Source organism: Paenibacillus sp. J22R67 (assembly GCF_059692175.1).
Window position 1 is genome coordinate 327,853 of record NZ_JCAUAX010000001.1, and the last position, 25,721, is coordinate 353,573.

Below are 25,721 nucleotides of genomic sequence, written 5' to 3' on the forward strand. Positions count from 1 at the left end.
TATTCCTCCTTAGAAACCGAACTGACTTTGCAGCTTGAGCTTGTGATCTCTTCCTTTAGAAGTCTGACTCAATTCCAATGTGACATTGATAAGCCCGTTCGTACATCCATTCGTACAGCTATTAATATGTATTATCGAATCACTCATAACTTGAGATTTTAATTCCACGGCACTGCTAGACGTCTTCTGATCGTTATAGATATACACTTTATGGTCCGTATTATCAATAACCACATGACGTGCTGAAACATGTACACCTGACTTATCCTCTGTTTTTATATGCATCAAAATACCATTTTCAGTTTCATTGCTCGAGCTGAAGTTCTCAATGGTTTCAGGTCCTTGTGTATAAAATTCGCTCATAATCGCCGACATAATAATATCGCCTTCATCACGTAGAGAATTCTCGACATTTACTCGATCATAAGCCTTGAAACCAAAATTAATGACCCCATAAATGGAACCAGCTATTAAAGAGAAAATACTTAACGCAGCAATGAGTTCGATCAACGAGTAACCCTTTTGCTCTTTAATTCTGTTAACGAATCGTCTCATTTGCGATATAGCCCTCCACAATGACAGGTTTATTCCTACCGTTATTCACGTTGTTATCTTTGACACTCACTTCAACACGAATAGGTAGCAAATAATTCGCCATCCCTTTTTTTACAGGATCATTTTTCAACTCATCTGTAATTTCATCCTGATAAGACACTGATATTTGATAGTCTATATCGTTTACCTTTGGATTAAGCACGTCCCAAAGCTTCATATTCGGGTTCAGAAATAAATTTTGCAGATCGTTAGTTGAACAAATATTTCTAGTACTGCAGTTTTTGGGAGAAATTGCAGGGTTACTACTCTTTGGCTCACTCGTTGTAGAATCAATAAAATAATTATGAATCGTTGCATAGTTCTGCTTCTCCATATAAAACAAGGCATTCCTCGCCAAATTCACCATCACCGTCTTATTCTGATTCCCTTTGTTATAGGACATCGCGTTGATGAAAAATGCCATCATCGCCATGGAAGCCACAGACAATATCACCGTCGCAGCCAAAACCTCAATCAGCGTAAATCCCTCTTCACGGGGCTCTCTTCTATTCATCTCTTGTGCTCCTAGGATTAAAATTTCAATTTTATTAAGACCTATAATATAGGACTATTGTACCATATTTTCGACTCCAACCATCGATTTCCCTGCATAAAAAATGACAATCAGGGCTCAAATTGTGTCTCTTTCTCAAAATGTCAAAAAAGCCTCACTCCCTTATAGGAGCAAGGCTTCTTAGGCTTTTCTCAACCTTAGACGTAGGGTGGGTCCCACGCCTTTTTATCCCATCCCAGCGTGTCGCTGACAACATTCATGTCCCGATCCAGTTGGACGTTCACCCCGAACGGCAGCTTTCGTTGATGCCAGAAGCGGACATCGCGCCACTGTACTTCATAGCCGTCCGTTTTCTCAGTCCAGCACACGTGGATGCGCTGCGCGAAGTGCAGGAAGGCACGAACGCCATCCGTAGTCAGGGTAGCTTGCACAATCGGGTGTGACTGTTCCTGGTTATAGTCGATTTTGCTATATTCCACTTCAATCACGACAGAACCATCCCGAATTTCACCCAAGTAAAACTGCGTATCGCTCTCAATGACGAATTGCCAACGAAACCAACTGAGACTAGGAATAAGATGACATATCCCATTTTCCAGATTCAGTTCCTTTTTCACCAACGTAATAAATCGTTTCCGCTGCTCACTCCTAATAGCGATGTAAAAGAAGGTCGCTACATAAATCAGCGCGAACATCTCCCCGATATGAAGCCCCCCACTGCCGTGCCAGACGAATATCCAAATAAGTACGCCAGCGGTGTGCAGGATGAACAGGAAAGGCTCGTAGAGACAGAGGGTATCGAGATGATGCCATTTGGAAGAAAATGGCCGGAAACACTGCACACCATATACATTAAATAAGTCCAGGAACACATGAAAAACAACGGCCAACAAAGTCCACACATACAAACTAAACAAATGATCCCATACCCCAAACATAGCTGCAAGAGGCAAACTGAGCACAATTGGCCAAATAAATAATGCCGGCAAGGAATGGGTAATTCCTCGATGAACACGCAAATAGTTCGTATACCCTTTGATTCTTGCAATCGTGTCAAAATCAGGGGCATGCGAACCAATGAGCGTCCCGGCCAGAATTGCATGGGTCAAATTCGGATCTTGCGATACGACAGGCTCCAAACAAGCAAGACCTGCTAAGGTGACGCCGAACAATAAATGGCTTCCTGTGTCCATGTGTCAATCACCCGTCCTTTGTCATATGTGTGTGTTATCCCACTTCAGATGATGTCGTTTGATCGGCATTTGTGACAGAAATCTCTTCCCAACGTTCATGTACATTGAACCAATAGAACCAAGAGCCCGGTTGCTCACGTATAGCCCGCTCCATGAACCCATTCAGCACCAGATTCGACTCGGCGCGTGCGATACGTCCCGGGAGCTCAGCTTGCAGTTCAAGCGGTGAACCAAAGATGAGCCTATGGTTAAATCCGCGGATGCGATGCCCGTAAAACGGTACAATTGGAATTCGCAAATCATGAGCAAGCATCGCCGCACCTTCAGGCGTGCGAGTCAATCTCCCGAAGAACCGGGATAAAGGAAACGAGGAGCGCCAGAAGTCTCCGAGCAGAAACACGACACCGCCGTGCTGCAAATGCTTCTTTAAGGTCCGATACAGCTCCAAAGGAGGGACGCTGTCATAATCCAGTCCCTTGCAGCCCATGGCAGCAAATTTATAATAAAGCGGTCTAAGCTCCGGACTGCCTGCTGATGCGACAGTCAGACAATCATATTTTCGGGTCAAATACCAGTAGTAATAGAAAAAGTTGCCAATGTGCGGTGTATAGACGATGAACCCTTTTCCGTCCGATCGACTTTCGGCAGCGTGAAGATTCTCCTCACCCTGAACATCAAAATTATGGTTTTGCAATTTTAACAAGCGCGTAGACAAGAAAAGAATCTCAACAAGCGTAAACACAACATTTTGCATATAACTCTTAGAAATCGCACGAATTGCACCCTTTGGCAAACCATCAAGCAAATCGGCCATATTATGTTCCACACGTCTTACTAAGTTATTGCGCAAAGCAACATGACCAGCAAAAGAAACAAACGTACACACCATATGCAAAACCCAAAGCGGAATAATTCGCAGCATTCGTTCGGTACGCGCCAGCTTTTGTTCATCTGAAGTTAGTTTGGCGATCCAATCATACAAAGCAAATCCTCCTTGCCTACGTTGTTAGAAAATGACGTTTATACCGCCTAGTAACCCGCTCTTTTTCCAAAATAATAAAAAAGTCAACGGTCTCAAATAGCTCATCATACGCCGGATCTCCGCCAATTTCAGCACCGAGCCATTGATAGCCCTTCATAAGTGGGGGCAGCTTGCGAAACACATCTTTCTCATTGCATTCAACTTCTAATCGAGCAAGTCCGGGTATCCGGTGGGTGGATAATGGTTCAATGCCATACCTATTTGTAATGACCTGTTTTTGAAGCAGCATCGTATAAATTAGGTTTAAATCTTCTAAATTACTCATATGTACGCTAGCGCAGCCAATTAAATGGGTATAATTCCGCTCCGTAATATAACCGGCAATTCCTTCCCATAGAAGCTGAATCGCTTTACCGCCGCGATACTCCGGTGCAATACAGCTGCGGCCTAACTCAAGCGTCTGTTCTTTATACGCAGCATATGCCGCTAAATTAAATTCGGTTTCCGAATAAAAGCCGATGCCTTGAAGGGCACGATCTCCTGGCAGCAGACGGTATGTACCAACAACCTGATCCGTGTCCAAATCTTTCACAATGAGATGATCGCAGTACGCATCATAAGCGTCTTTTTCAAGACCCTCCTCATTGAGCATTCGCATGTTTTTCTCTTCTTCTACGAAAACCTGATACCTTAGTCTCATGGCCTGCTCAATTTCATCTGCGCTGCTTGCAAGCCTAACGACTAGTTTGGCCTGTTGAGGCGCCGTATTCAGAAGGGGTCCACTCATCTTCCTCACGCCTTTCCACTGGATTCTCACTTTCCCATCGTAACAGAGGTTTATTATGGGTTCATTTTCGTATTGTAAAAAATTTGTAATGTTTGGAAAATGAAAAAAACCGCTTTCGTCACTTCGACGAAAAACGGTTTAACGCATGTAATACTATTTGAGCCAGTAATAAATAGGTATGAATAAAATGGACGTCATAATGCCACAGAGCGCCATAGACAGTCCGGCAAAACCGCCCTGCTGCTCCGAATCTTTGACGACTTTAGCCGTCCCGATGCCATGCGCAGCCGTCCCTAAAGCAATCCCTATAGAGATGTCATCTCTAATCTTCAGCCAGTTCAACAAACGTGTGCCAAACATGCTGCCAAACAGACCCGTCATCGTCGTTAAAACGGCAGTAAGCTCTGGAATCGCCCCTAACCGCGTAGCTATTTCAATCGAGATTGGCGAGCTAACTGACTTGGGCAGCATGCTAAGAATAATTGATTGGCTGCCGCCTAAGAGTCCTACTATAGCTGCACTCGAACCTATTCCAGTGATTGATCCTGCCAATACACTAAGCATGACACGCTTTAAATTGGAGCGAATCAAGGATCTGTATTTATACAACGGAACACCTAGTGCAACGGTTGCTGGTCCAAGCAGAAGGGTCAGTACATCCGCCCCACGTTTAAAGTCCTCAAAAGGTATTCGAAAACCAACTAGAATAAGAATAATAAGTCCTGTGCATACAAAAAGCGGATGCATAAATCGCCATCGCTGATACATGACATTAGCGAATGCATAAATCAGAACACTTAACGATAAACCGAATAAGGGGTGCTGCAGCATATTACCCGCCATATTTTTCCCCTTCCTTCCCTAGCTTAGATGATATCCATCCGGTTACGATCAGAACGACCGCTGTCGCGCCAACGATTCCACCACAAATGGCAACTAAATTCGCCCCAATGATGGGTAGGAACAAGAGAATACCAACCGTATAGGGGATAAAAAAAAGCATCATATGCCTAGTCAGCAGCGACGCGGCTTCTTCCACCCATTCAAGTTTAACAAGCTTAGCGAATAAGGCTGCTGTAAATAGCATGAGCCCGATCACGTTGCCAGGTAGCGGCAGGTGCAGGCCCATTTGGATCACATACCCTATGAAATTAAAAGCTAGTAAAATTGCAAAACCAAGCATATTTTCTCCTTTTCCGCTCAAAAACAAGTTCAACCAGAGTCTTTATAAGCATTTCTTATTTCCCTTAACATAACATAAAAAATCGAGGACATAAAGATAGAAAGCAGTATTTCTGCTGCTGCAATCCCCATTTCGTCACCTCAGTCTACACACCTTTTGGATAGTGTATGAGCAAGAATTACGAAAATGACTTCTTCCAATATATGGACACGACCAACTTCATAGTAAATAGACTATCCGTCCAGTCATTTCTGACCTTCCGAGATAGTCTCTTTCCATACATGTTATCCTTTGCGCGGCACTTCAAAGCTCCAAAAATCTCTGGCAATATGACTGTTGCTGTGATGATGCTGAGCTTCTTGCAGCAGTTCTAGCACAGCGTCTCCTTGGTAGCGAGAACTAATGTGCGTCATAATTAGCGCATTCGCTCCAGCTTCCTGAGCAATTCTCGCCGCATCTGTAGAAGTGGCATGATCAAAAGAATAAGCTAATTCCTGCTTATCCATAGCGAATGTCGCCTCATGCACTAGCACATCGGCGTCTCGTGCCAAAAGCTGAGCCCCGCTGCAGTAACGGGTATCGCCGAGAATAACGACGATGCGTCCGGGAATCGGCGCACCAAGGAAATCGGCGCCATGCAGCGTGCTCCCGTCCTCGAGCTGAACCGTTTGCCCTTGCTTGAGCTTACCATAGATCGGACCGGCTGGAATGCCGAGCGCTGTCAACTTATCAAGCATCAGCTTGCCGGGTTGATCCTTCTCAATAACCCGAAAACCAAAGCTTTCAATTCGATGCTCCAAACGCGCAGTTTCAACCTTAAATGTTTCATCTTCGAAAAGAGGTCCCTCTTCCACGATTTCCACAATCTTTAGTAGGTAGGTCAGATGCGCGCCGCTAACTTCCAGAGCCGTATCAACAAATCGTTTAAGCCCTGGCGGGCCAAACAATGTAAGCGGTGTATCCCCTCCCAGATATGAGCGGCTTGTTAACAGTCCTGGCAATCCGTATAAATGGTCCCCATGCAAATGGGTGATGAACAGCATCTCCGTACGCCCGAGTTTCACGGGAGAGTTCATAATCTGCTGCTGAGTGCCTTCTCCACAGTCAAATAACCAAAAAGTACCCCGTTCATCCAGTAAGTTAAGAGCAATCGATGTGACATTGCGTTGCTTGGAAGGCATGCCTGCCCCTGTTCCCAAAAAATATAGTTCCACGATCTAAAACCCCAATCTCTCTGAAAATCACTGTTGGTAACACCGAAAGCGAGGACACTGCCGAACATCGTGTCCGGGCAAGCTGCCTCGCTTTATGCAATATTTTTTTCTTAGCCTACATTGAAATAACGCGCTTCTTTGTGGGCAAACACGATTGCTGAAACCGATGCTTCCGGCTCCATCATGAACGACTCTGTCAGTTCCACGCCAATATCTTCTGGTTTCAAAAGATTGAACAACTTGGCTTGATCCTCGAGATTAGGACACGCCGGATAACCGAAGGAGAATCGTTGTCCGACGTATTTGGCTCCAAATCTCTCTTGCATGGTCATATCAACGCGATCCGCGATCCCCCAAACATCCCTCATAATATGGTGGATTCGTTCTGCAAAGCCTTCGGCAACTTCCAATGCTGTCGCCTGCAGCGCATGAGATTTCAAGTAATCCCCTTTGTCGCGCCAATCCTTAGCCAGCTCATTGATATCATGCCCAGCTGTCACAAGCAGGAAGCCCACATAATCCATCTGCCCGCTCTCTACGGACTTCAGATAGTCAGCTAGACACAGATACGGCTCTTTGTCTTGACGCGGGAACGTGAAGGTTTCAAGAACTTTGCTGTGATCTTGCGGGTCGTAGACGATTACATCGTTTCCGCTTGATTGCGCTGGGAAGAAGCGATACATCCCATGAGCTTTAATGATGCCGTCATTTTGAGCAGCATACAGAATGGAATCGACCGTATCTTTAAGCTGAAGGGCCTTCGTATCCTTGTCGCTAAGCAGTGCCTCAACTTTCCCTTTGAGGCCTAGATGGTGGCCGAGCAGCATTTGCATGTTCACATATGGCATAAGATGACTAATTGGGTAATCTCTCATGATATGACGATCCGTATCTTGCGGCATTTGCACAGGCAAATCCTTGGACACAGCAGACGAACTCACACGCGTTAGCTGAGGCTGTTTCTCTTCCTTCTTGCCTGTATCCATGACATCAGATTCCAGACTTTCTCTTAGTTCCTGAATAAGACGTTTACGCTGCTCAGGATCGCTTAGTCGGTTGGCAATATCCAGACCGTCCATGGCATCTTTCGCGTAGAGCACTGCCCCTTCGTATTCCGGTTGAATACGTGTTTTGGTGAATTTACGTGTCAGCGCGGCGCCACCTACAAGGATCGGCACATCTACACCTGCAGTACGCAAATCCTGTGCGGTAATGACCATTTGCTGTGCGGATTTAACCAATAGACCGGATAAGCCGATCGCATCTGCATTCTCTCTGCGCTGTGCATCAACAATTTGATCTGGCGGTACTTTTATCCCAAGGTTTATAATCTTATAGCCATTATTCGACAGGATAATTTCGACTAGATTTTTACCGATATCATGCACATCGCCTTTGACGGTAGCCAAGATGATTTTACCTTTGACAGCTGTTTCGGATTTCTCCATAAAGGGTTCCAGATAATTAACGGAGGCTTTCATGACCTCAGCACTTTGAAGTACTTCCGCAACGATCAATTCATTACCATTGAAGAGGCGGCCTACTTCTTCCATCCCTCTCATTAGCGGTCCATTGATTACTTCAAGAGGCGAATATGTTTTCAGCGCAATCTCTAGATCTGGAATTAGCCCTTCCTTCGTCCCTTCTACCACATAAGAACCAAGTCGTTCTTCCAAGGACAGATTGGAGATCTTCTCCTTCTTCTCGACCTTCTTCTCACGGAAATGGGCGACAAATTTCGCCAAAGTCTCGTCATTTGTATTGTAAATCAGTTCCTCAGCCAGTTGACGCTCTTCCTCCGAAATAGAGGCATAACGCTCCAACTTCTCTGTGTTCACAATCGCATAATCGAGACCCGCTTTCGTACAATGGTACAAGTAAACCGAGTTCAACACTTCACGCCCAGCATCCGGCAATCCGAATGAAATATTGCTCAAACCGAGAATGGTTTTGGCTCTTGGATATTTCTCTTTAATCAGTTTAATTCCTTCGATCGTTTCCACAGCAGAACCAATATACTGAGGATCCCCCGATCCTACAGGGAACATATTCGGATCAAAAATGATATCCTCGGGATTCATCCCGTATTTCCCTGTCAATAGCTCATAAGAACGAGTTGCCACTTCAAGCTTCGCTTCACGCGAGACCGCCTGGCCCCGTTCATCAATAAGAATACAAACAACGGCAGCCCCATATCGATGAATCAGAGGTAAAATCCCAGCGAATTTCACTTCGCCGTCCTCCAGGTTAATGGAGTTAATAATCGCTTTACCTTGCGAGTATTTAAGCCCAAGCTCGATAATGTGATCATACGTAGAATCAATCATCAAAGGAACTTTCACCTTTTTGACCACCTGCTGCATGAACTCTTCTACCGCGTAAGCCTCATCAATATCCGTATCCTGTAAATTGATATCGATGACGTGTGCACCGTTTTTCACTTGATTACGAGCAATCTCTGAACCTTCTTCAAATTTGCCTTCTTTAATCAAGCGCTTGAATTTACGCGATCCCGAAATATTCGTTCGTTCGCCGACCATGATTGGACGGTTTTCAGGTTCGATAAATAAAGTTTCAATCCCCGAGACAGCAGGTAAATGTGTACCATATTCCGTTCTTGGTTTGTATTCGCTAAGTGTTTCTGCCATGGCACGAATGTGTTCGGGTGTTGTTCCACAGCATCCACCAGCAATATTGAGCCAACCCTGCTCGGCAAAACCGGCCATTTTCTTAGCCAAGGATTCTGGCGATTCATGATAATGACCATTCTCATCTGGCAATCCAGCGTTCGGATAACAGCTGATTGCGGTTTCTGCAATTCCCGACAGCGTTCGAATGTGATCCCTCATAAATTCAGGACCCGTTGCACAGTTCAATCCCATTGAAATGGGTTTCAAATGTTCAAGTGAAATATAGAACGACTCGATATTTTGCCCGGCCAGGGTTGTTCCCATTGGTTCAATCGTTCCCGAAATCATAATCGGAAGCTCAAAGCCCAACGTTTCGAAAGCTCTGCGAATACCAATGCTTCCCGCTTTTACGTTAAGTGTATCTTGTGATGTTTCCAGTAGAATCGCGTCAACACCAGCTTCACATAATGCTAAAGCTTGCTCGTAGTAGCTCTCCTCCAGCTGGTCGAACGTAACGCCCCCAGTCACGGATAAGGTTTTGGTCGTTGGCCCCATTGCCCCTACGACATATCGTGGCCATTCTGGTGTTGAATATTTGTTTGCTGCTTCGATAGCCAACTTGGCTGCAGCGAGGTTCAACTCGCGGTGACGGTCTTGCAAATCATACTCTGCAAGTACTACACTTGTGGTTCCGAACGTGTTCGTTTCTATCATATCCGCGCCTGCGGCGAAATAAGCTTCATGAATCTTACGAATCACATCTGGGCGAGTTACGCATAGAATTTCATTACAGCCATCTAAATCATCGCCTCCGAAATCTTCAGCGGTTAAATTCTCTTGCTGAATCATGGTACCCATGGCGCCATCGAGGATCATGATCTTTTTCTTTAGCTGCTCTTGAATCGGTGGTTTAGACATGAATTGACTCCCTTTCAACTTATCCTAAAGCGATAAATAATAAATAATCGACAAATTATGTTAAGATTTAGTGTAACAGAATACGGCTTCTATGAAAAGAATTTGAATTATCATAAATACCTATAGGTTTTATCGGGTAATCTTATGATCTTGCATCGACAGCGCACATCATTTCCACTATAATACAAGTATATTTACTAAGAAAGAGGGATGCTGCATGGCACAAATTAGAATTCGCAATACCAACGAACGAATCGAAGGCGAAGAGCAAGTCAAAGCCTTCTTGGATAGCCAACAAGTTGTATATGAACACTGGGATGCGAACAAACTTCCTGAGGCACTTCGCGAGAAATTCGTGCTTAGTGATGAAGAGAAAGCTCAAATCATTAGCACTTATGAGTCCGAAATCCGTGATTTAGCGGCTAGACGCGGTTACGAAATTTGGGATGTTATCTCCCTTTCCGATGCGACTCCGAGTATCGAAGATCTGCTTAAGAAATTTGAGCAAGTTCATACACACACGGAAGATGAAATTCGCGCAATCGTTTCTGGAAAAGGTATCTTCATCATTAAATCCGAAGAAATCGGCTATTTCGATGTTGAACTTGAACCGGGGGATGTTATCTCGGTTCCTGAGAACACGAACCACTTCTTCACTTTGATGGATAATCGCCAAATCGTTGCTGTTCGCCTTTTCATTGAAAAAGATGGATGGGTTGCATACAACGTGGATGATCCTGCTTTCATCAAAGCTTAATTCCTTATTTAGACAAAAGCCCAACAGCGAAGGACTTCTCGTCCTAACAGCCGTTGGGCTTTCTCGTTATGCTGCATTAAGCATTAGCGATAATCGGTAAAACTTCCTCTAAGCGCGATACCTCATTAGCCGGAACAATCTCATCTCCACTTTGCAGACCATGATGATTGATCCAAATATTGCGCATACCTACACGTCCGGAACCAAGAATATCCGTTGTCAATTTATCACCGATCATGATTCCTTCTTCCGGATGAATTCCCAGAAGCTCCAGCGCATGATGGAAAATTGAAACATTCGGTTTACCTACTCCAAATTCTCCAGAAATAACAATATGATCAAAATAGGACGAAATGGCTGGTACGCCAGCTAATTTTTCTTTTTGAAGATCAGGGGATCCATTTGTTAGTAGAAGCAGCTTGTAGTTTCCCTTCAAGGCATCTAGCACACGGAACGTTTCTTCATACACATATGGTCGGTTGCGGCGTTCTGCAGGAAAAAGCTCACCGAGCTTATAACCAAGCTCTGAATCTTCTACGCCTAACGCGCGAAGCCCGCGGGTCCACGATTCCGTGCGATAGCCTGGCGCTAATTTTTCCAATTTGCGAAAATTCTCATTTTCACCTTGTGTGAAATTAGCCCACAGTCCTTCAAACGGGTTAATGCCGATCATTTTGGTGAATGAAAAAGTTTCATAAGATTCGTATAAAGCACGGGCTTCTTTACGAACAGCGGCTTCCAGCTCCTCCGGATTTACATCCGCGTGTTTGGCTGCTTCGGCACAAGTTGCTTCAAAAGCTTCTTGTACACTGCGGTCATCCCATAGAAGTGTATCGTCTAAATCAAAAAGTACAGCCTTGAGCGTCATCATTCATTTCCCCTTTGAATGTTGTTTCTATGTGAAAAGCAACTACTCTTCGTCCGTGAACTTGATGGAATCAAGTTGAACTTTAAGATTGCCTCGGAACGCCTCAATATATTTTTTTCTCAATTCATTTCGTTCATCGATTTCTGCATCTGTTAAACCAACCGTTTTGGCTTTACGAGCAAGCTCATTAATGCGCTCGATATTTTTTTCCATACTGTCACTCATAATGACCCTCCTAGTTCAAAAATTCAATATGAGTACTACTTTGCCATCCCTCTAGTGGAATGTCAAGAAAACAGCAAAAAGAGGCATAGGAACAATTCCTAGCCTCTCAAAGTCTATTTCCATTTCATAGGAAAGTAATGATTAAGGGAGCAACAAAACCTGTCCTTCATTCAAAGAGCTCGTAGTTAAATGATTCTTCGTCTTAATTTTATCTATATAGGAACGAATGTTCTCTCTGCTTTTCTTATGAGTTGCTGCAATGTCCCATAGCGTATCGCCTTCTTGAATGACGACTTGCGCCGGAACAATTGTCTTAGTCTCAGCGTGATTTGACAAACTGCTCGTCGGGGAAGATGCTGCCGCATAAGCTTGTACCATGGCACCAAAAGAGAACACTGTCCCCAGAATTAAAGCAATGAATAGAAACCTAACGATAGCTTTCGTATAACGTGATTTAGTTGCGATCCCTTTGGATGCCGTAGTTGATCTATGAGGTGTGCGTGAATTGTTAGTGTGTGAGTAGGCCATATACATGAATAATCATCCCCCAAACATTTGTTCTGTTATTAGATTAACACGAACACATGTTTGTGTCAACGATTTATTCGAACTTATGTTTGTACGAACTCGGGTTCTATGTTATACTTTGGGTAATGATTCCCAGCATTGGAGTGATAACTATTGAGTAAGATTTCACAGCGTCAACAAGCTATTTTAGAATACATTAAGAACGAAGTGAAAGATAAGGGCTACCCGCCTTCTGTACGTGAAATCGGCGAGGCTGTCGGACTAGCCTCCAGTTCAACCGTTCACGGGCATTTGGAGCGTCTTGAGAAGAAAGGGTTAATTCGTCGAGACCCAACAAAGCCTCGTGCCATCGAGATCCTTGGCTTAGACGGTGCTGAAACCCATTTCGCAGTTTCCGTTGCACGCGTTCCGCTCGTAGGTAAAGTTACCGCTGGGGTGCCAATTACGGCGACTGAGAACATTGAAGACTACTTCCCGCTTCCTGTCAGTATGGTTGGCGATAACAACGTGTTCATGCTAAGCGTCATGGGTGACAGTATGATCGAAGCTGGCATACATAACGGCGATTATGTCATCGTCAAACAACAGCAAACAGCGAACAACGGAGACATCGTTGTAGCAATGACAGAAGACGATGAAGCTACGGTCAAACGCTTTTACAAAGAGAAGGATCATATCCGTCTTCAACCGGAAAACTCCGCTTTGAAACCGATCCTACTGAAGAATGTTACGATTCTCGGCCGTGTTATCGGACTATTCCGTGATATGTAAGACTAATAAGGACCGTCAGGTGAATCCTGATGGTCCTTATTCGATCTTATCTGCACCCGCAAATCCAGCTAAGGTTAATTAATGGGAACTGGAATACTCTATTTAGAGAAAAACAAGCTGTTTTATTCAGAAGAAGAACTACAGGCCCTTATTTGATCTCCTTGGCTCGTTTTTCCAGTTAAATCAACAAAATAGCGAACTGTAGTTCCCCTCACGATAGGATAATGTGCGTTTTCAGTAAATAAGGGGCTATAGTTCCCTAGAAAGACAAAAAACCGAAGGACAATTCGTCCCTCGGTTTTTTTTACTGCTCAAAGGCTTAATTCTGCTCACGCTGACACTAAAACGCTAGCGCCCAGTTACCTTCACGGAAAATAGGCTCCAAACTGCCATCCTGCAGCACACCGTCAATCTCCAGGTCAGCCGTCCCGATCATGAAGTCCACATGGATTAAGCTTGTGTTCCCGCCTCTTACTTTCAGCTCTTCATTGGATAAAGTAGCCCCATCCTTCATATTTATCGGATAACAGCTGCCCAAAGCAAGGTGACAGGAAGCATTCTCATCAATGCCTGTATTGTAGAAAATTCGATTCACATTAGATATCGGCGAATCATAAGGAACAAGTGCAACTTCGCCTAAATAACGAGCACCCTCGTCCATTTCCAATAATCTCGTCAAATGCTCGTAGCCCACTTCTGCCTTATAATCCACGACCTTACCGTCCTCGAACTTGAACGAAAACTTATCAACCAATGCTCCGTTCACATTGAGCGGTTTCGTACTAGATACCGTCCCGTTAACGCCTGTCCGTTTGGGCATCGTAAACACTTCTTCCGTCGGCATATTCGCAACAAAGCGAATCCCGCTTGCGTTCGCCTTATCCCCGCCTAGCCAAATGTGGCCATCTGGCAGCTCTACGCGCAAATCAGTTCCTGCAGCCCGATATTGCAGCGCTGCATATTGCTTATCGTTCAGCACCTTGCGAACGCGTTTCAACTGCTCAATATGTGCACGCCACGCGCTAACTGGATCATTTTCGTATACACGATTGAACCGGAAAATAGCGTCCCACATTGCATCCACTCGCTCTTCTTCAGGAAAATCTGCGTACACTTTGGAAGCCCAAGCCGCAGTCGGAGCCTTAATCAAGCACCAGCTGAACGTACTTGTTCTTACATAATTTTGATACTTGGAACGAGCTGTTGCCATCGCTTTGGAAGCTCTGGAAATTACGCTGGGGTCAATACCGGCGTACAAATCAGGATCTGGCACTTTAATATTCAGCAATGCACCGCCATTCTCAACAAAACGCTCAAGCATATCTGTGTACCACACTGGGTAGTAGTCGAGAGCATCATCATGAGCCGTTTCTAACCGGGCACGTGTCAAGAAGTCATCCTGCCAGTTGACCTGAACATAGTTCGCTCCAGCTTCATAGGCTTTCTTAACGATTAGGCGCGTCAAGTCCAAGCATTCAATTGGTGACTCGATCATAAGGTCTTGACCTTTGGTCAAATTAACGCCAATTTTAACAACGAGTTCAGCATATTTCTCTAAGTTGACTAAAAAGTTATCCATATGAGTTCTTACTCCTTCGCATGAAAAAGCCCATCAGTTCAGGAAGTCCTGAATCATGACGGGCTTTCGTATCTAGTTTTCAAATGCTTCTGAACATCCTAGTATAGGGACAGATATTGATCTCTTTCCCATTGGTGAACTTGTGTGCGGTACATATCCCACTCGATTTCTTTAAGCTCATAGAAATGGGCCAAAGCATGTTCGCCAAGTGTATCGCAGATCACATCATCACGCAGCAACTCGTCCAAAGCTTGTTTCAAGTTCAGTGGCAAGCTTGGAATGCCTTGGTTTTCTCTTTCCTCTTCCGTCATCACATAAATGTTGCGATCCGTTGGAGGAGGCAGCTGCATTTTGTTTTTGATGCCATCCAGACCAGCTGCAAGCATGACCGCAAGCGCCAAGTATGGGTTCGCAGCCGGATCCGGATTACGAACTTCAACGCGCGTGCTCAAGCCGCGGGAAGCCGGGATACGAATCATCGGACTACGGTTGCTCGCAGACCATGCTACGTAACAAGGTGCTTCGTAACCAGGAACGAGACGTTTATAGGAGTTAACTGTTGGGTTCGTAATCGCTGCAAAAGAACGTGCATGGCGAAGCACACCTGCCATATAATGTCTTGCAACATTACTTAAACCTAACTTGTCAGACTCATCGTAGAACGCATTAGTATCACCTTTGAATAAAGATTGGTGACAGTGCATGCCTGAACCGTTCATGCCGAACAATGGTTTAGGCATGAAGGAAGCATGTAGACCATGCTGTCTTGCTACGGTTTTGACAACAAGTTTAAACGTTTGAATCTGATCAGCCGCTTTAATCGCATCCGCATATTTGAAGTCGATTTCATGCTGACCTGGAGCCACTTCATGGTGAGAAGCTTCAATCTCAAAGCCCATCTCTTCAAGCGTTAGCACGATATCGCGACGGCAGTTCTCACCAAGATCCATCGGAGCCAAATCAAAGTATCCGCCTTGATCGTTCAGTTCTGTCGTTGGATTGCCTTTTTCATCGGTTTTGAACAAGAAAAACTCAGGTTCAGGACCAACATTCATCGCTGTGTAACCAAGTTCTTCCGCTTGTTTAAGCGCATTTTTCAAGATAGCGCGTGGATCGCCTGGGAATGGACGCCCATCCGGCAAGTAGATATCGCAGATCAAGCGAGCCACTTTGCTCTCAGTTACCCAAGGGAAGATAACCCATGTATCCAGATCCGGATATAGGTACATATCCGACTCTTCAATACGCACATAACCTTCAATGGAAGAACCATCGAACATCATTTTGTTGTCTAATGCTTTTTCAAGCTGGCTGAAAGGAATCTCAACGTTCTTAATACTTCCCATCAAGTCCGTAAACTGCAAGCGAATGAACCGAACATTTTGCTCTTTTGCAATGCGTAAAATATCTTCTTTGTTATAGTTATTGTTGTAGGTCACGTTCATTCTCCTCTCATTTTACAAGCGCTTACGGAGTGTTATTTATAAAACCGGGAAAGCTGTCCTTGGATGAGGGAAACCTGATCTGGACGCTTGCCCCCGCCTATCAACTGCTGCTTAAGCATTTTGTGCAGCTGGGAGTCGGTTAGTTCCTTACGCTTCACTTCCGTATGCTCGTTCAAAATCGTAGCATCTTCCGAATCTTTATCGACTGGGATAAGGACTTGCTTAATCCCCGCGATGTTCACACCTTTTTCAATCAAATCTTTAATTTCAAGAAGTCGTTCAACATCATTAAAGGAATAGAGTCGTTGATTGCCGCCTGTTCTGGCAGGAATAATAAGCTCATGCTGTTCGTAATATCGAATTTGTCTTGCTGTTAGATCCGTCAGCTTCATGACGATCCCGATCGGGAATAACGCCATATTTCTACGTATATCATCACTCATGCTAATCACTCCTGCAAAGTTAAGTACCTCTCCTATATTGTACCTAAGTAACAAAAACGTGTCAAGGAGTGTAAGGTTTGTTCACAGACTTATTTTTTCAAAGCAATCCCTTGTCTACCATATGTTGGATTGCCGTGAGCACCCCTAACTTACAATGTGAATAGGTAAGTCCTCCTTGCATGTACGCGATGTACGGCTCGCGAATCGGAGCATCGGCAGACAGCTCCAGGCTGCCGCCTTGGATGAAGGTCCCGGCCGCCATAATGACGGGATGCTCATAGCCGGGCATATCCCACGGCTCAGGCACCACGTGCGAATCCACGGCAGCCGCTTTCTGGATGCCCTGCACGAACGTGATCAAGTGATCCGCAGACGTGAAGCGGATCGCTTGGATCAAATCCGTCCGCTGCGCATCCCAACGCGGATGGCTCTCGAAGCCCAGCTGTTCGAATACGGCACTCGCGAACACCGAGCCCTTAACCGCTTGCCCGACCAGATGCGGGGCAAGGAAAAGCCCTTGAAACATGGCTCGCGTAGCTCCGAGCATGGCCCCAACCTCGCCCCCAATACCAGGGGCGGTCAATCGATAGGCGGCGAGGTCCACGAGGTCCTGCCGCCCGGCAATGTAGCCGCCGGATGGGGCTATGCCGCCGCCGGGGTTCTTGATCAGTGAACCGGCCATCAAATCGACGCCAACTTGCGTCGGCTCTTGCAGCTCGGTGAACTCCCCATAGCAATTATCGACGAAAACGATAAGATTAGGGTTTACTTCTTTGACAAATTGGACCATCTCGCCGATTTGCTTGATCGTGAACGACGGCCGCCAGGAGTAGCCGCGAGAGCGCTGGATGCCGATCACCTTCGTGTTCGGCTGAATGGCTGCAGCGATAGCCGCCCAGTCGGGCGATCCATCCTCTAACAAGGCTACCTCATCGTAGCCTATGCCAAAGTCCTGCAGCGAGCCTGTACCATCACCAGGTTTGCCAATTACCTTATGCAAGGTGTCATAGGGCTTCCCTGTGATGTAAAGTAGATGTTCGCCTGGTCGAAGCACACCGAACAGCGCAGTCCCAATCGTATGCGTTCCTGACACAAAATGAGGGCGAACAAGCGCCGCCTCTGCCCCAAAGCTATCCGCATATACCAGATCGAGCACCTCTCTGCCCCGATCGTTGTACCCATAGCCAGTTGAGGAGGCGAAATGGTAATCACTTACTTTATGCTTCTGAAAAGCGCTAATCACTTTCCATTGATTAAGATCAATTGTTTTTTCAATGTGACGAAAAGCGCTCTCGACTTGGCGCTCTGCACTTTCCATCAAAGACATGACTTTATCCCCAAATTGCATAATTATTAAATCTCTCCCTCGTTCTCTTGTACCTCATGCTGCGGATTCTGATCATAAGCAACCAGCTGATAAGCTACTTTTACATAATCATCTTTGTTCACTCGGACCTTGAACAGCATATCCTCACCGTCTACTTCCGTCTCAAGCACTTCGCCGATTCGGTACATCAAAGAGATGATGTCTCCTTTATCAGCCGGAATACGAAACTCTTTGCTATCCCCCATCAGCTTTTCTTGAATAGCGATCCTCAGACGTTCCAAATCCGCTTGATCGAAAGCGCTAATCTTCAGAAACTCCCCTTCGGCAGTCAGCAATTCTCGGTCTTCCTGGGGACAAGCATCAATTTTATTGAAAATTGTAAGCTGTTCCTTCTGATGGGCGCCAAGCTCTTTAAGCACCTCGCCTACGACGCGCATCTGCTCGTTGCGCATATCTGTAGAGCTGTCGACGACATGGAGAATGAGATCGGCTTCATTCGCCTCTTCCAACGTAGCACGGAATGAAGCGACGAGATCATGCGGCAGGTTTTGAATAAATCCTACGGTATCTGTAAGAACGATCTCCTTGCCGCTTGGCAGTTCCATCGTCCGTGATGTAGGGTCTAGGGTAGCAAAAAGCTGGTTCTCAATATAGACGTCGGCTTGCGTTAATTGTTTCAATAAGGTTGATTTACCAGCGTTCGTATAGCCGACCAGAGCAACCTGGAACACACCGGTTTTCTTCCGACGCTCTCGGTGCAAGGTGCGATGACGAACGACTTCTTCAAGCTGCGCCTTTAGCTCATCTATACGACCTCGGATATGCCGGCGATCTGTCTCCAGCTTGGACTCCCCGGGACCTCTCGTGCCGATACCGCCGCCAAGCCTGGAAAGGTTCTTCCCTTGACCAGAAAGCCTAGGAAGCAAATAGCTGAGCTGTGCCAGTTCAACCTGGATAATGCCTTCACGCGTTTTGGCACGCTGCGCAAAGATATCTAGAATAAGCTGTGTGCGATCAATGATTTTGACGTCTAGTGCAGCCTCTAGATTACGGACTTGAGCACCCGATAGCTCTTGATCAAATATCGCTGTGTTTCCACCCAAATCTTCCAGCATTGCTTTGAGTTCATCGACTTTTCCTTTACCGATAAACCATTTGCTATCTTTTGTCTCTTTGTTCTGCGTCATGGTATCCAGAACCTGCACACCCGCGGTTTCAGCCAGTTTCACCAATTCCTGAAGCGAGTACTCAGCTAATTCTTCATTGCGTTTCTGCTTCTGTGTAACCAGACTGACGAGCACAGCACGATCATCGATCTCTTTTTCAACCATATGTGAAGTTGTTTTCATAAGTTATAGTCTCCTTTACCTTGCACTTTCACGATTGAAATCCCCCTCAAATGGGCGGATTCCTTCATCATTGTGTAGGAAATGCTTGGGAAAGTCAATTTACTGCGAAGGAAAGTTCAATTATAGCAATGCTCGTCAAAAAAACCGAAAGGCCAGTGGCCTTCCGGTATCTTTCCACAAATGTTACACAAATAAACTTTGACCTAAGTAGGATCCTTTCGAAGGAACACCTGGAAGCACGGCGAAATAACCTCCGCCTGTCGTATCCGTATAGGCCAGCATTTGATCTGGCAGCTTCGGATTCGTCAACCTCTTCTGGATCGATTCAAACTGAGTTTGAATGTTCCGGTTGAAACAAACGAACAACAATCCGGCGTTCAACCGCCCAACACTGTCCAGATTCTCCATGAAATTATAGCCTCTTCGCAAAATACGTTCACGTTCTGAATTCTCGCCTGCGCGCGGATTCGAGAGACGTATGTGGGAATCAAGTGGTGTAAACTTACCGTCCAAATCCCCTTCGAAATTAGGCTGATCCATTTCCTTTTGACCATCCAGCGGTGCCCCGGAAACTTTCTGACGTCCTATAATCTCCTCTTGATCGGAGTATGTTTGTTGATCCCATGTTTCAATCCGCATTTGAATGCGGCGCACGACCATGTAGGTTCCACCAGCAAACCAGGACGCACCATCCCCGCTATCAGCCCATACGTTATTTCTCATAAATGCTTCATCCGTCAAAGCCGGATTATTCGTGCCGTCCTTGAAACCGAACAAATTTCGCTTGGTTCCTTGCGCTTTCACACCTAACTGTCCGGTTTGCTGCCAGCGTAAATGGGCAACTCCACGTGCAGCCTTAGCTAAATTCCGAATGGCATGAAAGCAAATCACGGGATCATCCGAGCAAGCCTGTATCAAAATATCTCCATGGGTTAATTGATCCTGCAAGGAATCTTTATGAAAGATCGGCATCTCCGTTAAACCAGACGGTTTGCGTGAACGAAGTCCGAATCGATCAACGCCTTCCTTTTCAAAAAGAGAGGCGCCTACAGCGAAAGTAATCGTAAGCTTCCCTGTATCTAATCCTAGCTGCTCACCTGTATCTGTGGGTGGAAATTTGCCTTCTTGAGGCTCGGCTGCCAGCGGCTTACCTGCCATAAGTGTTGCCGCCATTTCCGTCCAATGCTGCATGAGCTCCTTAAGTTCTTGCACATTCTCAGTCGTAATATCGAAAGCTGCTACGTTGGCAAAGTTCTGAGCAGGCGTCACGACACCCGTTTGATGAGAGCCATAGAAAGAAATCGTTTCACTCTCAGCATTGGCTTTGTTCGCATTCGGCTCTGCTGCGTTTGGAACCGCTCCTTGTGCTTTCCCCAGCAAATCACCGAGTACGATTCCCGCTGCTCCTGCCGCAGTCATCCCCAGAAAAGCTCTGCGATTCATTTTATCCGCCATTGCCGCTTCTCCTCTCCAATCCGTTCGTTTATTTGCTTAACGTTCCCGGCATTTTCACAAGAGGCTCTGCTAAGGCTTCCAATTTATTTTTCAAATCAACTTGTTTGGATTGCTCAAGTTTCCCAAAATCGTTCCACGTTGGTCCAGCTGGCGAAAGTGTGTTCATTGTTTCAATAACTACAGCTAAGCTTTTTGAAATTTTCTCATCCAAAGCAGCATCTTTCTTCTTCAGTTCACCTTTAACAAGATCATATATCGCTTGCGCACCTTCTACATTAGCCCGGATAACAGGCACTGTAGCCCCGCTCCAACGCTCTTCTTCACCTGTAATTTTACTGGATTGCGCTTCTTCCATCAGTTCCCCTACACCTGCGATAAAGTCTGATGCTTCGATCGTTGTGGATGCGATTGCCTGCTGCATTTTCTTGCCGTCTTCTACTAGGCGTGCAGAGAATGGCTCAGCATCTTTCACATTCTTTTTCACAAATAGCAAATACTCAATCCGGTGATACCCTGTAAATGCTGGATCTTTTTCATTCTTGAAATCATCCACACGAGCATCCATCACACCGTCTAATTCGCTGAATGTTTCGATGATCGGCTCAATTCTTTCGTAAGGCATACGGGATAATCCATAAGCTTCCTGCGCTTTTTTCAAATCGCCAGTTTTCACCGCTGCATCCAGCTGCTCTAATAAAGTGACAAGTTGTTTCCCTTGATCCTGAACATATTTGTTATAAGCTTTCGCTGCTTCTTGAAGTTCCATGGATGCCTCAATGACATCTTTATTGACAGCGCCCTTATTATCCGTAAAAGAGGTCGTTAACTCTGTCATAGCTGCTTTAGCGTTCGTGTTTAGTGCCGTTAATGTGGGATAATCTAACTTGTCTTGTTTCAAACCAGCTTCCAATGGAATCAGAAACTTCTCCACTTTAAAATAGAGTTCTGGGAATTTTGGTTTCACTTCATCCTCAAAGCTGGCCCATTGATCTTCCAACTGCGTGGATAGCTTCTTTGCATCTTTAATTTTGTTTGCATCCAATTGACCTTTAAGTTGATCAATGCTTGTAAGCAGAGCCGCCGAACCTTCTTTAAAAGGTACTTTCTTAACTTCTGTTGTTTCCGTTTTTCCGCAACCTGCGACTAGTAGCGTTGTTGCTGCCGCTAAAATAATAAGTTTCTTTTTCATGAATTAGTGCTCCCCTTTTCGATTAAAAAAATTATTTATAAACCGCACGATTTTTGTTTTGAATCAATTTAAGACGTTCCCAAATGACGGCGAACAATGCTGCTATTAAAAGAATAAATTGAGGAATCGCACTCTCGAGGGTCGGATACAGCGCAACGAAATCCCAACTAGGCAGCCAGGATGCCGTCGTTGCTGGGAGATAACCTGCTAGCTGTAGTCCGTGGACACCCATACCGGCAAACTTAAAGCATAGATAAAATACGAAAATGCTTGAAACCAAGAAGAAGGGGCGCATCGGAATACGCAAGCCGACCTTCAAAATGAGGAACGATACGATGATCAGAATAACAGCACCAATCACGATACCGCCAACCAAAGAGCTCAATGAAATCGAAGACGCCATCCCGATCATGAAGAGAACGGTCTCTGTACCTTCACGGAACACAGCTAGGAAAGCTAGTAAACTTAGTGAAACTAAACTCCCTGTCGCTAGCGCTTTGACGCTCTGATTCCTTATGTATGTTTGCCAGTTCGAAATACTCGATTTACTGTGTAACCAATAACTCATATATAGCAACATGACCGCAGCGAAAATGCCGGTACATCCAGCAATCAAAAAGTTGTTATTGCCAAAAGCGCTCGCTGAGAACAGCTGCTGAACTACGATGCCTAGAGCAATACTAACAAGTAGTCCGCCGAGCACCCCGTACCAAATCCATTGTTTTTTATTACTATGACCTGATTTATTTAGAAATCCGAGCAGGGCAATGACAACTAACAAAGCTTCCAACCCTTCTCGAAGCAAAATCGTCGTTGCATCCAGCATCGTGTATCTGGTTTTGGCAGCTAACGGATTCAGATCTGCATGCATACGTGCAATCGTTGCTGAAGCTTCACTGACTTGAGCAGGTGACGCAGACAGCTGTGCATAGGCTGTGACCATGTCTCTTTCCATGGATGTGTAAACCGTGGACGACTGTGTAAGGACAATCCCCTCAATTTGCAGCCAAGAATCTCGGAGCGTTTGAATACTTGCCGAAGCCCCGTTCACATCGTTCACTTTGAGCTGTCCGGATGCTTTGTCCAAAAGGGCGACCAAATCAGCGACCGATACTTGAGCATTGCTCTTAGAAGCTTGACCAAAAGCACTCAAATCCCCATCGATGAAGCTCTTATTTAGCGAATGTAGCTCTTTCAGTCCCGCTAGAAGCTTAGGCTCATCAATGGGCTGCTTTACGGTTTGGAAGGAGACTTCACCCATCGCCTGCTCTATCTTCTGATAAGCCGCAACCGAGCGCTCCTTCACGCCACCTTCATAAGACAACCAGTTCATTTGAAACGTGTCGAACAGTTTGGAAGCCTCGTCCACCTTCCCGCTCTCCATAGCTTGAATAGCACGCACGATGCTCTCATCTTCCTTAGCGAGGTCATCTTCTGCTTTCGCGAAAACGGAAAAGGGGACCGTTAAAAATAAGAACAAGGCAATCCAGCTAGCAATAAACATTTTAGGCATGATAACAAAAGCCCTCCTTGGATAATTAACCACCAATCTAATTAATATTGATAATCATTATCAAGTTCTAATTACTCTGTCTATTTTACTCCGTTCTTCGAACCTGTCAATTCATTTATGCAAGAAAAAAAGCCATTTAACCTAAAAAAAAGTTAAATAGCCTCTTTAATGTTCATTTAAATTTCATATCTTCTGGTCGTATCGACATTAATTCCGATTTGGAAGGAGCATTCACATATTGACTAAGTAATCTCACCGCTTGATGTCTCATCGCTTTCTCAAGAATATTACGAACATACCTCGCATTACTGAAAGCCCGCCAAGTCGCTGCCTTCTCCTCCATTAAATGCTGCTTAAGCTTCATGACTGTTTGGGGCATAAGCACATATTCACGATCTTTGGCCATAAGTTCCGTAATCTGAATTAGTTGTTCAATGGGATAATCTTCAAAATCAATTTGAATCGGGAACCTGGAAGGAAGCCCGGGATTCGTTGCAAGGAATTGCTCCATTTCATCACTGTAGCCGGCGAGGATCAGTATGAAGTCATTTTTCTTATCTTCCATGCCTTTGACCAGCGCATCAATCGATTCCTTCCCGAAGTCTTTATCGCCTCCACGCGCAAGGCTGTAAGCTTCATCGATGAACAAGATGCCGCCCATCGCTTTTTTCATCAATTCCCTCGTCTTTAGAGCTGTATGTCCAATGTATTCACCTACGAGATCTCCCCGTTCCACTTCGATAAAGTGTCCCTTGCTCAGCACACCCATTGCGTGAAACATGCGCCCCATCAGCCGGGCAACCGTCGTTTTACCCGTTCCGGGACTCCCTTTGAAAATCATATGGTACACATGCGCATTGCTGATCAACCCAGCCTCTGCGCGGAATTGTGAAATTTGGAGCAGCGCGTAAATCTCATGCACCAATTCTTTGACATTATCAAGTCCTATCAATTGATTCAACTCTTTAAAAATATCCGATAACGGACCCTCAAGCGGCGTCCTTTTCCCGGTATGCTGCGGTTCTGCATCGGCCAGCGGCGAAGCATGAATCTGGTCGCCGGCGCCATCAACCACTCGCCGATGCTCTGGCTGCCGCAAGACGATGTTGATCTGTCTGGATGGCAAGCTCCGACCACTCATGAGGATCACCTCGTTTACAAGTTGGTTTCGATGGATGGTATCTATCCATCCTACGCTCATTCCTTGCTTTTTAGACCGATCACTAGTGTCTAAACAAACAGAAAAAGCCTCCGAGCTTAGCCGGAAGCTTTTCAACCTTATTTTACACCTTTGCCATAGGCTTGTGTGAGAGTGTAATGCTCTACGACCGGGAAAGGATCATAGAAATGATGCAGCAGTTTACGCCATTCCTGATACTCTGCAGAGCCTCGGAAACCTACGGTGTGGTCCTCAAGGGTCTCCCATTGCACAAGAAGCAAATATTTATTAGCGTCTTCTATACAGGACTGAAGCTCATGTGAAACATACCCTTTCATTGATGAAATAAAGGATGATGCTTCACGGAAAGCAGCTTCGAATTCCGTATTTTTTCCTGCAATTACAGGTAAAATGGCTACTTCAAGAATCATTGTTAGTCCCTCCTAATGAATGAATGTTAGTATCCGAAGGCTTCATCTTCAAAATGGGAAGTGTCTGCGTGAAGTCGGATGTGTGGCTCGTTATTTACGATTTCAACGATACTTAGACAGGTTGGATGAAAATATGGCGGATTCCAGAGCTCAGCAAGAGCCCGCTGCTCAAAATAAGCCATGATGACTTTCAGCGTGACTGTGTGTGAAACAAGTGCAATGGTTTGTCCTTCATGCGCAGCAAGCAATTGTTTAAGTGCCAGAGTAACCCTGGCCTGTAGGTCCGGGTAAGTTTCACCTTGCGCTGGGCGATACGCCTCAGGATTGCGCCAGAAGGCATGGAAATTATCCGGGTCTAATTGCTCAATTTCATCCGAAATGCGCCCTTCCCAGTCGCCTAAATTCATCTCTCGCCATTCATCTGAAGATTGGATCGCAAGATCGCGATCCCCTTTGATAATCTGTGCGGTTTGTAGCGTGCGCCCACTGGTGCTTGCATACATCGCTTCAAATGGCACATCTTTTAATGCATAAGACAACCATAAAGCTTGCTGCTCGCCTAAAGCTGACAGCGGTGAATTCAAATGTCCCTGCATGCGTCGCTCCACGTTCCAGAGCGTTTCCCCGTGCCGGATAAGATACAGCTTCGTCATTACCAAATTTCCCT

General features: G+C 45.4%; 25 protein-coding genes. 2 read left to right on the forward strand and 23 right to left on the reverse strand.

The features are described 5' to 3' along the window. Positions 1–9 precede the first annotated feature (9 nt). From AC58VC_RS01650 to metH, 9 genes are all read right to left on the reverse strand, one after another. Complete coding sequence (locus tag AC58VC_RS01650; protein WP_497367140.1) at positions 10–555, reverse strand: PulJ/GspJ family protein; 546 nt, start codon at positions 553–555, stop codon at positions 10–12. Further along, positions 539–1,108, reverse strand: a complete 570-nt coding sequence (locus AC58VC_RS01655) for a type IV pilus modification PilV family protein (RefSeq protein ID WP_497367141.1) — start codon at positions 1,106–1,108, stop codon at positions 539–541. Before AC58VC_RS01655 ends, AC58VC_RS01650 begins: the two co-directional genes overlap by 17 nt. A 197-nt stretch (positions 1,109–1,305) precedes the next feature. Further along, positions 1,306–2,301, reverse strand: a complete 996-nt coding sequence (locus tag AC58VC_RS01660) for a metal-dependent hydrolase (RefSeq protein WP_497367142.1) — start codon at positions 2,299–2,301, stop codon at positions 1,306–1,308. 34 nt (positions 2,302–2,335) lie between these two features. Beyond that, positions 2,336–3,283, reverse strand: coding sequence for a lysophospholipid acyltransferase family protein (locus AC58VC_RS01665; RefSeq protein ID WP_497367143.1), 948 nt, complete (start codon positions 3,281–3,283; stop codon positions 2,336–2,338). Between the two features lie 16 nt (positions 3,284–3,299). After that, the gene (locus tag AC58VC_RS01670) at positions 3,300–4,070 is read right to left on the reverse strand and encodes a GNAT family N-acetyltransferase (protein ID WP_497367144.1); all 771 of its coding nucleotides are present in this window, start codon (positions 4,068–4,070) and stop codon (positions 3,300–3,302) included. Positions 4,071–4,223: 153 nt separating this feature from the next. Next, on the reverse strand, positions 4,224–4,913 hold the full coding sequence (locus AC58VC_RS01675; RefSeq protein ID WP_497367145.1) for an LrgB family protein: 690 nt from the start codon (positions 4,911–4,913) through the stop codon (positions 4,224–4,226). Next, positions 4,903–5,253, reverse strand: a complete 351-nt coding sequence (locus tag AC58VC_RS01680; RefSeq protein ID WP_477500843.1) for a CidA/LrgA family protein — start codon at positions 5,251–5,253, stop codon at positions 4,903–4,905. Before AC58VC_RS01680 ends, AC58VC_RS01675 begins: the two co-directional genes overlap by 11 nt. Before the next feature lie 284 nt (positions 5,254–5,537). Further along, on the reverse strand, positions 5,538–6,467 hold the full coding sequence (gene rnz, locus AC58VC_RS01685) for a ribonuclease Z (RefSeq protein ID WP_497367146.1): 930 nt from the start codon (positions 6,465–6,467) through the stop codon (positions 5,538–5,540). Positions 6,468–6,577: 110 nt separating this feature from the next. Continuing rightward, complete coding sequence (gene metH, locus AC58VC_RS01690; protein WP_497367147.1) at positions 6,578–10,015, reverse strand: methionine synthase; 3,438 nt, start codon at positions 10,013–10,015, stop codon at positions 6,578–6,580. A gap of 217 nt (positions 10,016–10,232) precedes the next feature. Between metH and AC58VC_RS01695 the strand changes: the two genes are divergently transcribed. Further along, on the forward strand, positions 10,233–10,772 hold the full coding sequence (locus AC58VC_RS01695) for a 1,2-dihydroxy-3-keto-5-methylthiopentene dioxygenase (RefSeq protein WP_497367148.1): 540 nt from the start codon (positions 10,233–10,235) through the stop codon (positions 10,770–10,772). A 76-nt stretch (positions 10,773–10,848) separates the two neighbouring features. Here the strand turns inward: AC58VC_RS01695 and AC58VC_RS01700 are convergent, their stop codons facing one another. The 3 genes from AC58VC_RS01700 to AC58VC_RS01710 form a co-directional block, all read right to left on the reverse strand. Next, on the reverse strand, positions 10,849–11,640 hold the full coding sequence (locus AC58VC_RS01700; RefSeq protein WP_497367149.1) for an HAD family hydrolase: 792 nt from the start codon (positions 11,638–11,640) through the stop codon (positions 10,849–10,851). Between the two features lie 42 nt (positions 11,641–11,682). Then, a complete protein-coding gene (locus AC58VC_RS01705; protein WP_145655075.1) occupies positions 11,683–11,865 on the reverse strand; it encodes a DUF896 domain-containing protein in 183 nt (60 codons plus the stop codon). 141 nt (positions 11,866–12,006) lie between these two features. Beyond that, positions 12,007–12,399, reverse strand: a complete 393-nt coding sequence (locus AC58VC_RS01710) for a LysM peptidoglycan-binding domain-containing protein (protein WP_497367150.1) — start codon at positions 12,397–12,399, stop codon at positions 12,007–12,009. A gap of 147 nt (positions 12,400–12,546) precedes the next feature. Here AC58VC_RS01710 and lexA point away from each other — a divergent pair, with 147 nt between their 5' ends. After that, positions 12,547–13,164 carry a transcriptional repressor LexA gene (gene lexA, locus AC58VC_RS01715; RefSeq protein WP_127451671.1) on the forward strand — a complete coding sequence of 206 codons (618 nt, stop codon included), beginning with the start codon at positions 12,547–12,549 and terminating at the stop codon, positions 13,162–13,164. A 340-nt stretch (positions 13,165–13,504) separates the two neighbouring features. Here the strand turns inward: lexA and AC58VC_RS01720 are convergent, their stop codons facing one another. From AC58VC_RS01720 to AC58VC_RS01770, 11 genes are all read right to left on the reverse strand, one after another. Next, positions 13,505–14,743, reverse strand: a complete 1,239-nt coding sequence (locus tag AC58VC_RS01720) for an aminopeptidase (RefSeq protein WP_497367151.1) — start codon at positions 14,741–14,743, stop codon at positions 13,505–13,507. Positions 14,744–14,841: 98 nt separating this feature from the next. Next, positions 14,842–16,182, reverse strand: a complete 1,341-nt coding sequence (gene glnA, locus AC58VC_RS01725) for a type I glutamate--ammonia ligase (RefSeq protein WP_328803597.1) — start codon at positions 16,180–16,182, stop codon at positions 14,842–14,844. Between the two features lie 38 nt (positions 16,183–16,220). After that, positions 16,221–16,631, reverse strand: a complete 411-nt coding sequence (locus AC58VC_RS01730) for a MerR family transcriptional regulator (protein WP_145655132.1) — start codon at positions 16,629–16,631, stop codon at positions 16,221–16,223. A gap of 97 nt (positions 16,632–16,728) precedes the next feature. After that, entirely contained in the window at positions 16,729–17,949 is a 1,221-nt protein-coding gene (locus AC58VC_RS01735) for a methionine gamma-lyase family protein (protein WP_497367881.1), read from the reverse strand. 35 nt (positions 17,950–17,984) lie between these two features. Beyond that, entirely contained in the window at positions 17,985–19,307 is a 1,323-nt protein-coding gene (hflX, locus tag AC58VC_RS01740; protein WP_497367152.1) for a GTPase HflX, read from the reverse strand. Positions 19,308–19,490: 183 nt separating this feature from the next. Beyond that, complete coding sequence (efeB, locus tag AC58VC_RS01745) at positions 19,491–20,762, reverse strand: iron uptake transporter deferrochelatase/peroxidase subunit (RefSeq protein ID WP_497367153.1); 1,272 nt, start codon at positions 20,760–20,762, stop codon at positions 19,491–19,493. A gap of 28 nt (positions 20,763–20,790) precedes the next feature. Continuing rightward, positions 20,791–21,951 carry an imelysin family protein gene (locus tag AC58VC_RS01750; RefSeq protein ID WP_497367154.1) on the reverse strand — a complete coding sequence of 387 codons (1,161 nt, stop codon included), beginning with the start codon at positions 21,949–21,951 and terminating at the stop codon, positions 20,791–20,793. 31 nt (positions 21,952–21,982) lie between these two features. Further along, on the reverse strand, positions 21,983–23,464 hold the full coding sequence (locus tag AC58VC_RS01755; protein WP_497367155.1) for an FTR1 family iron permease: 1,482 nt from the start codon (positions 23,462–23,464) through the stop codon (positions 21,983–21,985). 172 nt (positions 23,465–23,636) lie between these two features. Continuing rightward, complete coding sequence (locus tag AC58VC_RS01760) at positions 23,637–24,605, reverse strand: AAA family ATPase (RefSeq protein WP_497367156.1); 969 nt, start codon at positions 24,603–24,605, stop codon at positions 23,637–23,639. A 137-nt stretch (positions 24,606–24,742) separates the two neighbouring features. Further along, positions 24,743–25,054 carry an antibiotic biosynthesis monooxygenase family protein gene (locus AC58VC_RS01765; protein ID WP_497367157.1) on the reverse strand — a complete coding sequence of 104 codons (312 nt, stop codon included), beginning with the start codon at positions 25,052–25,054 and terminating at the stop codon, positions 24,743–24,745. A 26-nt stretch (positions 25,055–25,080) separates the two neighbouring features. Beyond that, a complete protein-coding gene (locus AC58VC_RS01770; protein ID WP_497367158.1) occupies positions 25,081–25,707 on the reverse strand; it encodes a histidine phosphatase family protein in 627 nt (208 codons plus the stop codon). Positions 25,708–25,721 lie beyond the last annotated feature (14 nt).

What these genes read in the sequence shown, in the direction of transcription:
- metH (WP_497367147.1), bottom strand. Translation starts at nt 10,015, where the DNA reads ATGTCTAAACCACCGATTCAAGAGCAGCTAAAGAAAAAGATCATGATC.
- AC58VC_RS01710 (WP_497367150.1), bottom strand. Translation starts at nt 12,399, where the DNA reads ATGTATATGGCCTACTCACACACTAACAATTCACGCACACCTCATAGA.
- AC58VC_RS01720 (WP_497367151.1), bottom strand. Translation starts at nt 14,743, where the DNA reads ATGGATAACTTTTTAGTCAACTTAGAGAAATATGCTGAACTCGTTGTT.
- AC58VC_RS01695 (WP_497367148.1), top strand. Translation starts at nt 10,233, where the DNA reads ATGGCACAAATTAGAATTCGCAATACCAACGAACGAATCGAAGGCGAA.
- AC58VC_RS01680 (WP_477500843.1), bottom strand. Translation starts at nt 5,253, where the DNA reads ATGCTTGGTTTTGCAATTTTACTAGCTTTTAATTTCATAGGGTATGTG.
- AC58VC_RS01755 (WP_497367155.1), bottom strand. Translation starts at nt 23,464, where the DNA reads ATGCCTAAAATGTTTATTGCTAGCTGGATTGCCTTGTTCTTATTTTTA.
- AC58VC_RS01670 (WP_497367144.1), bottom strand. Translation starts at nt 4,070, where the DNA reads ATGAGTGGACCCCTTCTGAATACGGCGCCTCAACAGGCCAAACTAGTC.
- AC58VC_RS01750 (WP_497367154.1), bottom strand. Translation starts at nt 21,951, where the DNA reads ATGAAAAAGAAACTTATTATTTTAGCGGCAGCAACAACGCTACTAGTC.
- AC58VC_RS01760 (WP_497367156.1), bottom strand. Translation starts at nt 24,605, where the DNA reads ATGAGTGGTCGGAGCTTGCCATCCAGACAGATCAACATCGTCTTGCGG.
- AC58VC_RS01705 (WP_145655075.1), bottom strand. Translation starts at nt 11,865, where the DNA reads ATGAGTGACAGTATGGAAAAAAATATCGAGCGCATTAATGAGCTTGCT.
- AC58VC_RS01770 (WP_497367158.1), bottom strand. Translation starts at nt 25,707, where the DNA reads ATGACGAAGCTGTATCTTATCCGGCACGGGGAAACGCTCTGGAACGTG.
- AC58VC_RS01650 (WP_497367140.1), bottom strand. Translation starts at nt 555, where the DNA reads ATGAGACGATTCGTTAACAGAATTAAAGAGCAAAAGGGTTACTCGTTG.
- hflX (WP_497367152.1), bottom strand. Translation starts at nt 19,307, where the DNA reads ATGAAAACAACTTCACATATGGTTGAAAAAGAGATCGATGATCGTGCT.
- AC58VC_RS01655 (WP_497367141.1), bottom strand. Translation starts at nt 1,108, where the DNA reads ATGAATAGAAGAGAGCCCCGTGAAGAGGGATTTACGCTGATTGAGGTT.
- AC58VC_RS01735 (WP_497367881.1), bottom strand. Translation starts at nt 17,949, where the DNA reads ATGGAAAGTGCAGAGCGCCAAGTCGAGAGCGCTTTTCGTCACATTGAA.
- efeB (WP_497367153.1), bottom strand. Translation starts at nt 20,762, where the DNA reads ATGGCGGATAAAATGAATCGCAGAGCTTTTCTGGGGATGACTGCGGCA.
- AC58VC_RS01660 (WP_497367142.1), bottom strand. Translation starts at nt 2,301, where the DNA reads ATGGACACAGGAAGCCATTTATTGTTCGGCGTCACCTTAGCAGGTCTT.
- AC58VC_RS01765 (WP_497367157.1), bottom strand. Translation starts at nt 25,054, where the DNA reads ATGATTCTTGAAGTAGCCATTTTACCTGTAATTGCAGGAAAAAATACG.
- AC58VC_RS01675 (WP_497367145.1), bottom strand. Translation starts at nt 4,913, where the DNA reads ATGGCGGGTAATATGCTGCAGCACCCCTTATTCGGTTTATCGTTAAGT.
- AC58VC_RS01700 (WP_497367149.1), bottom strand. Translation starts at nt 11,640, where the DNA reads ATGACGCTCAAGGCTGTACTTTTTGATTTAGACGATACACTTCTATGG.
- AC58VC_RS01730 (WP_145655132.1), bottom strand. Translation starts at nt 16,631, where the DNA reads ATGAGTGATGATATACGTAGAAATATGGCGTTATTCCCGATCGGGATC.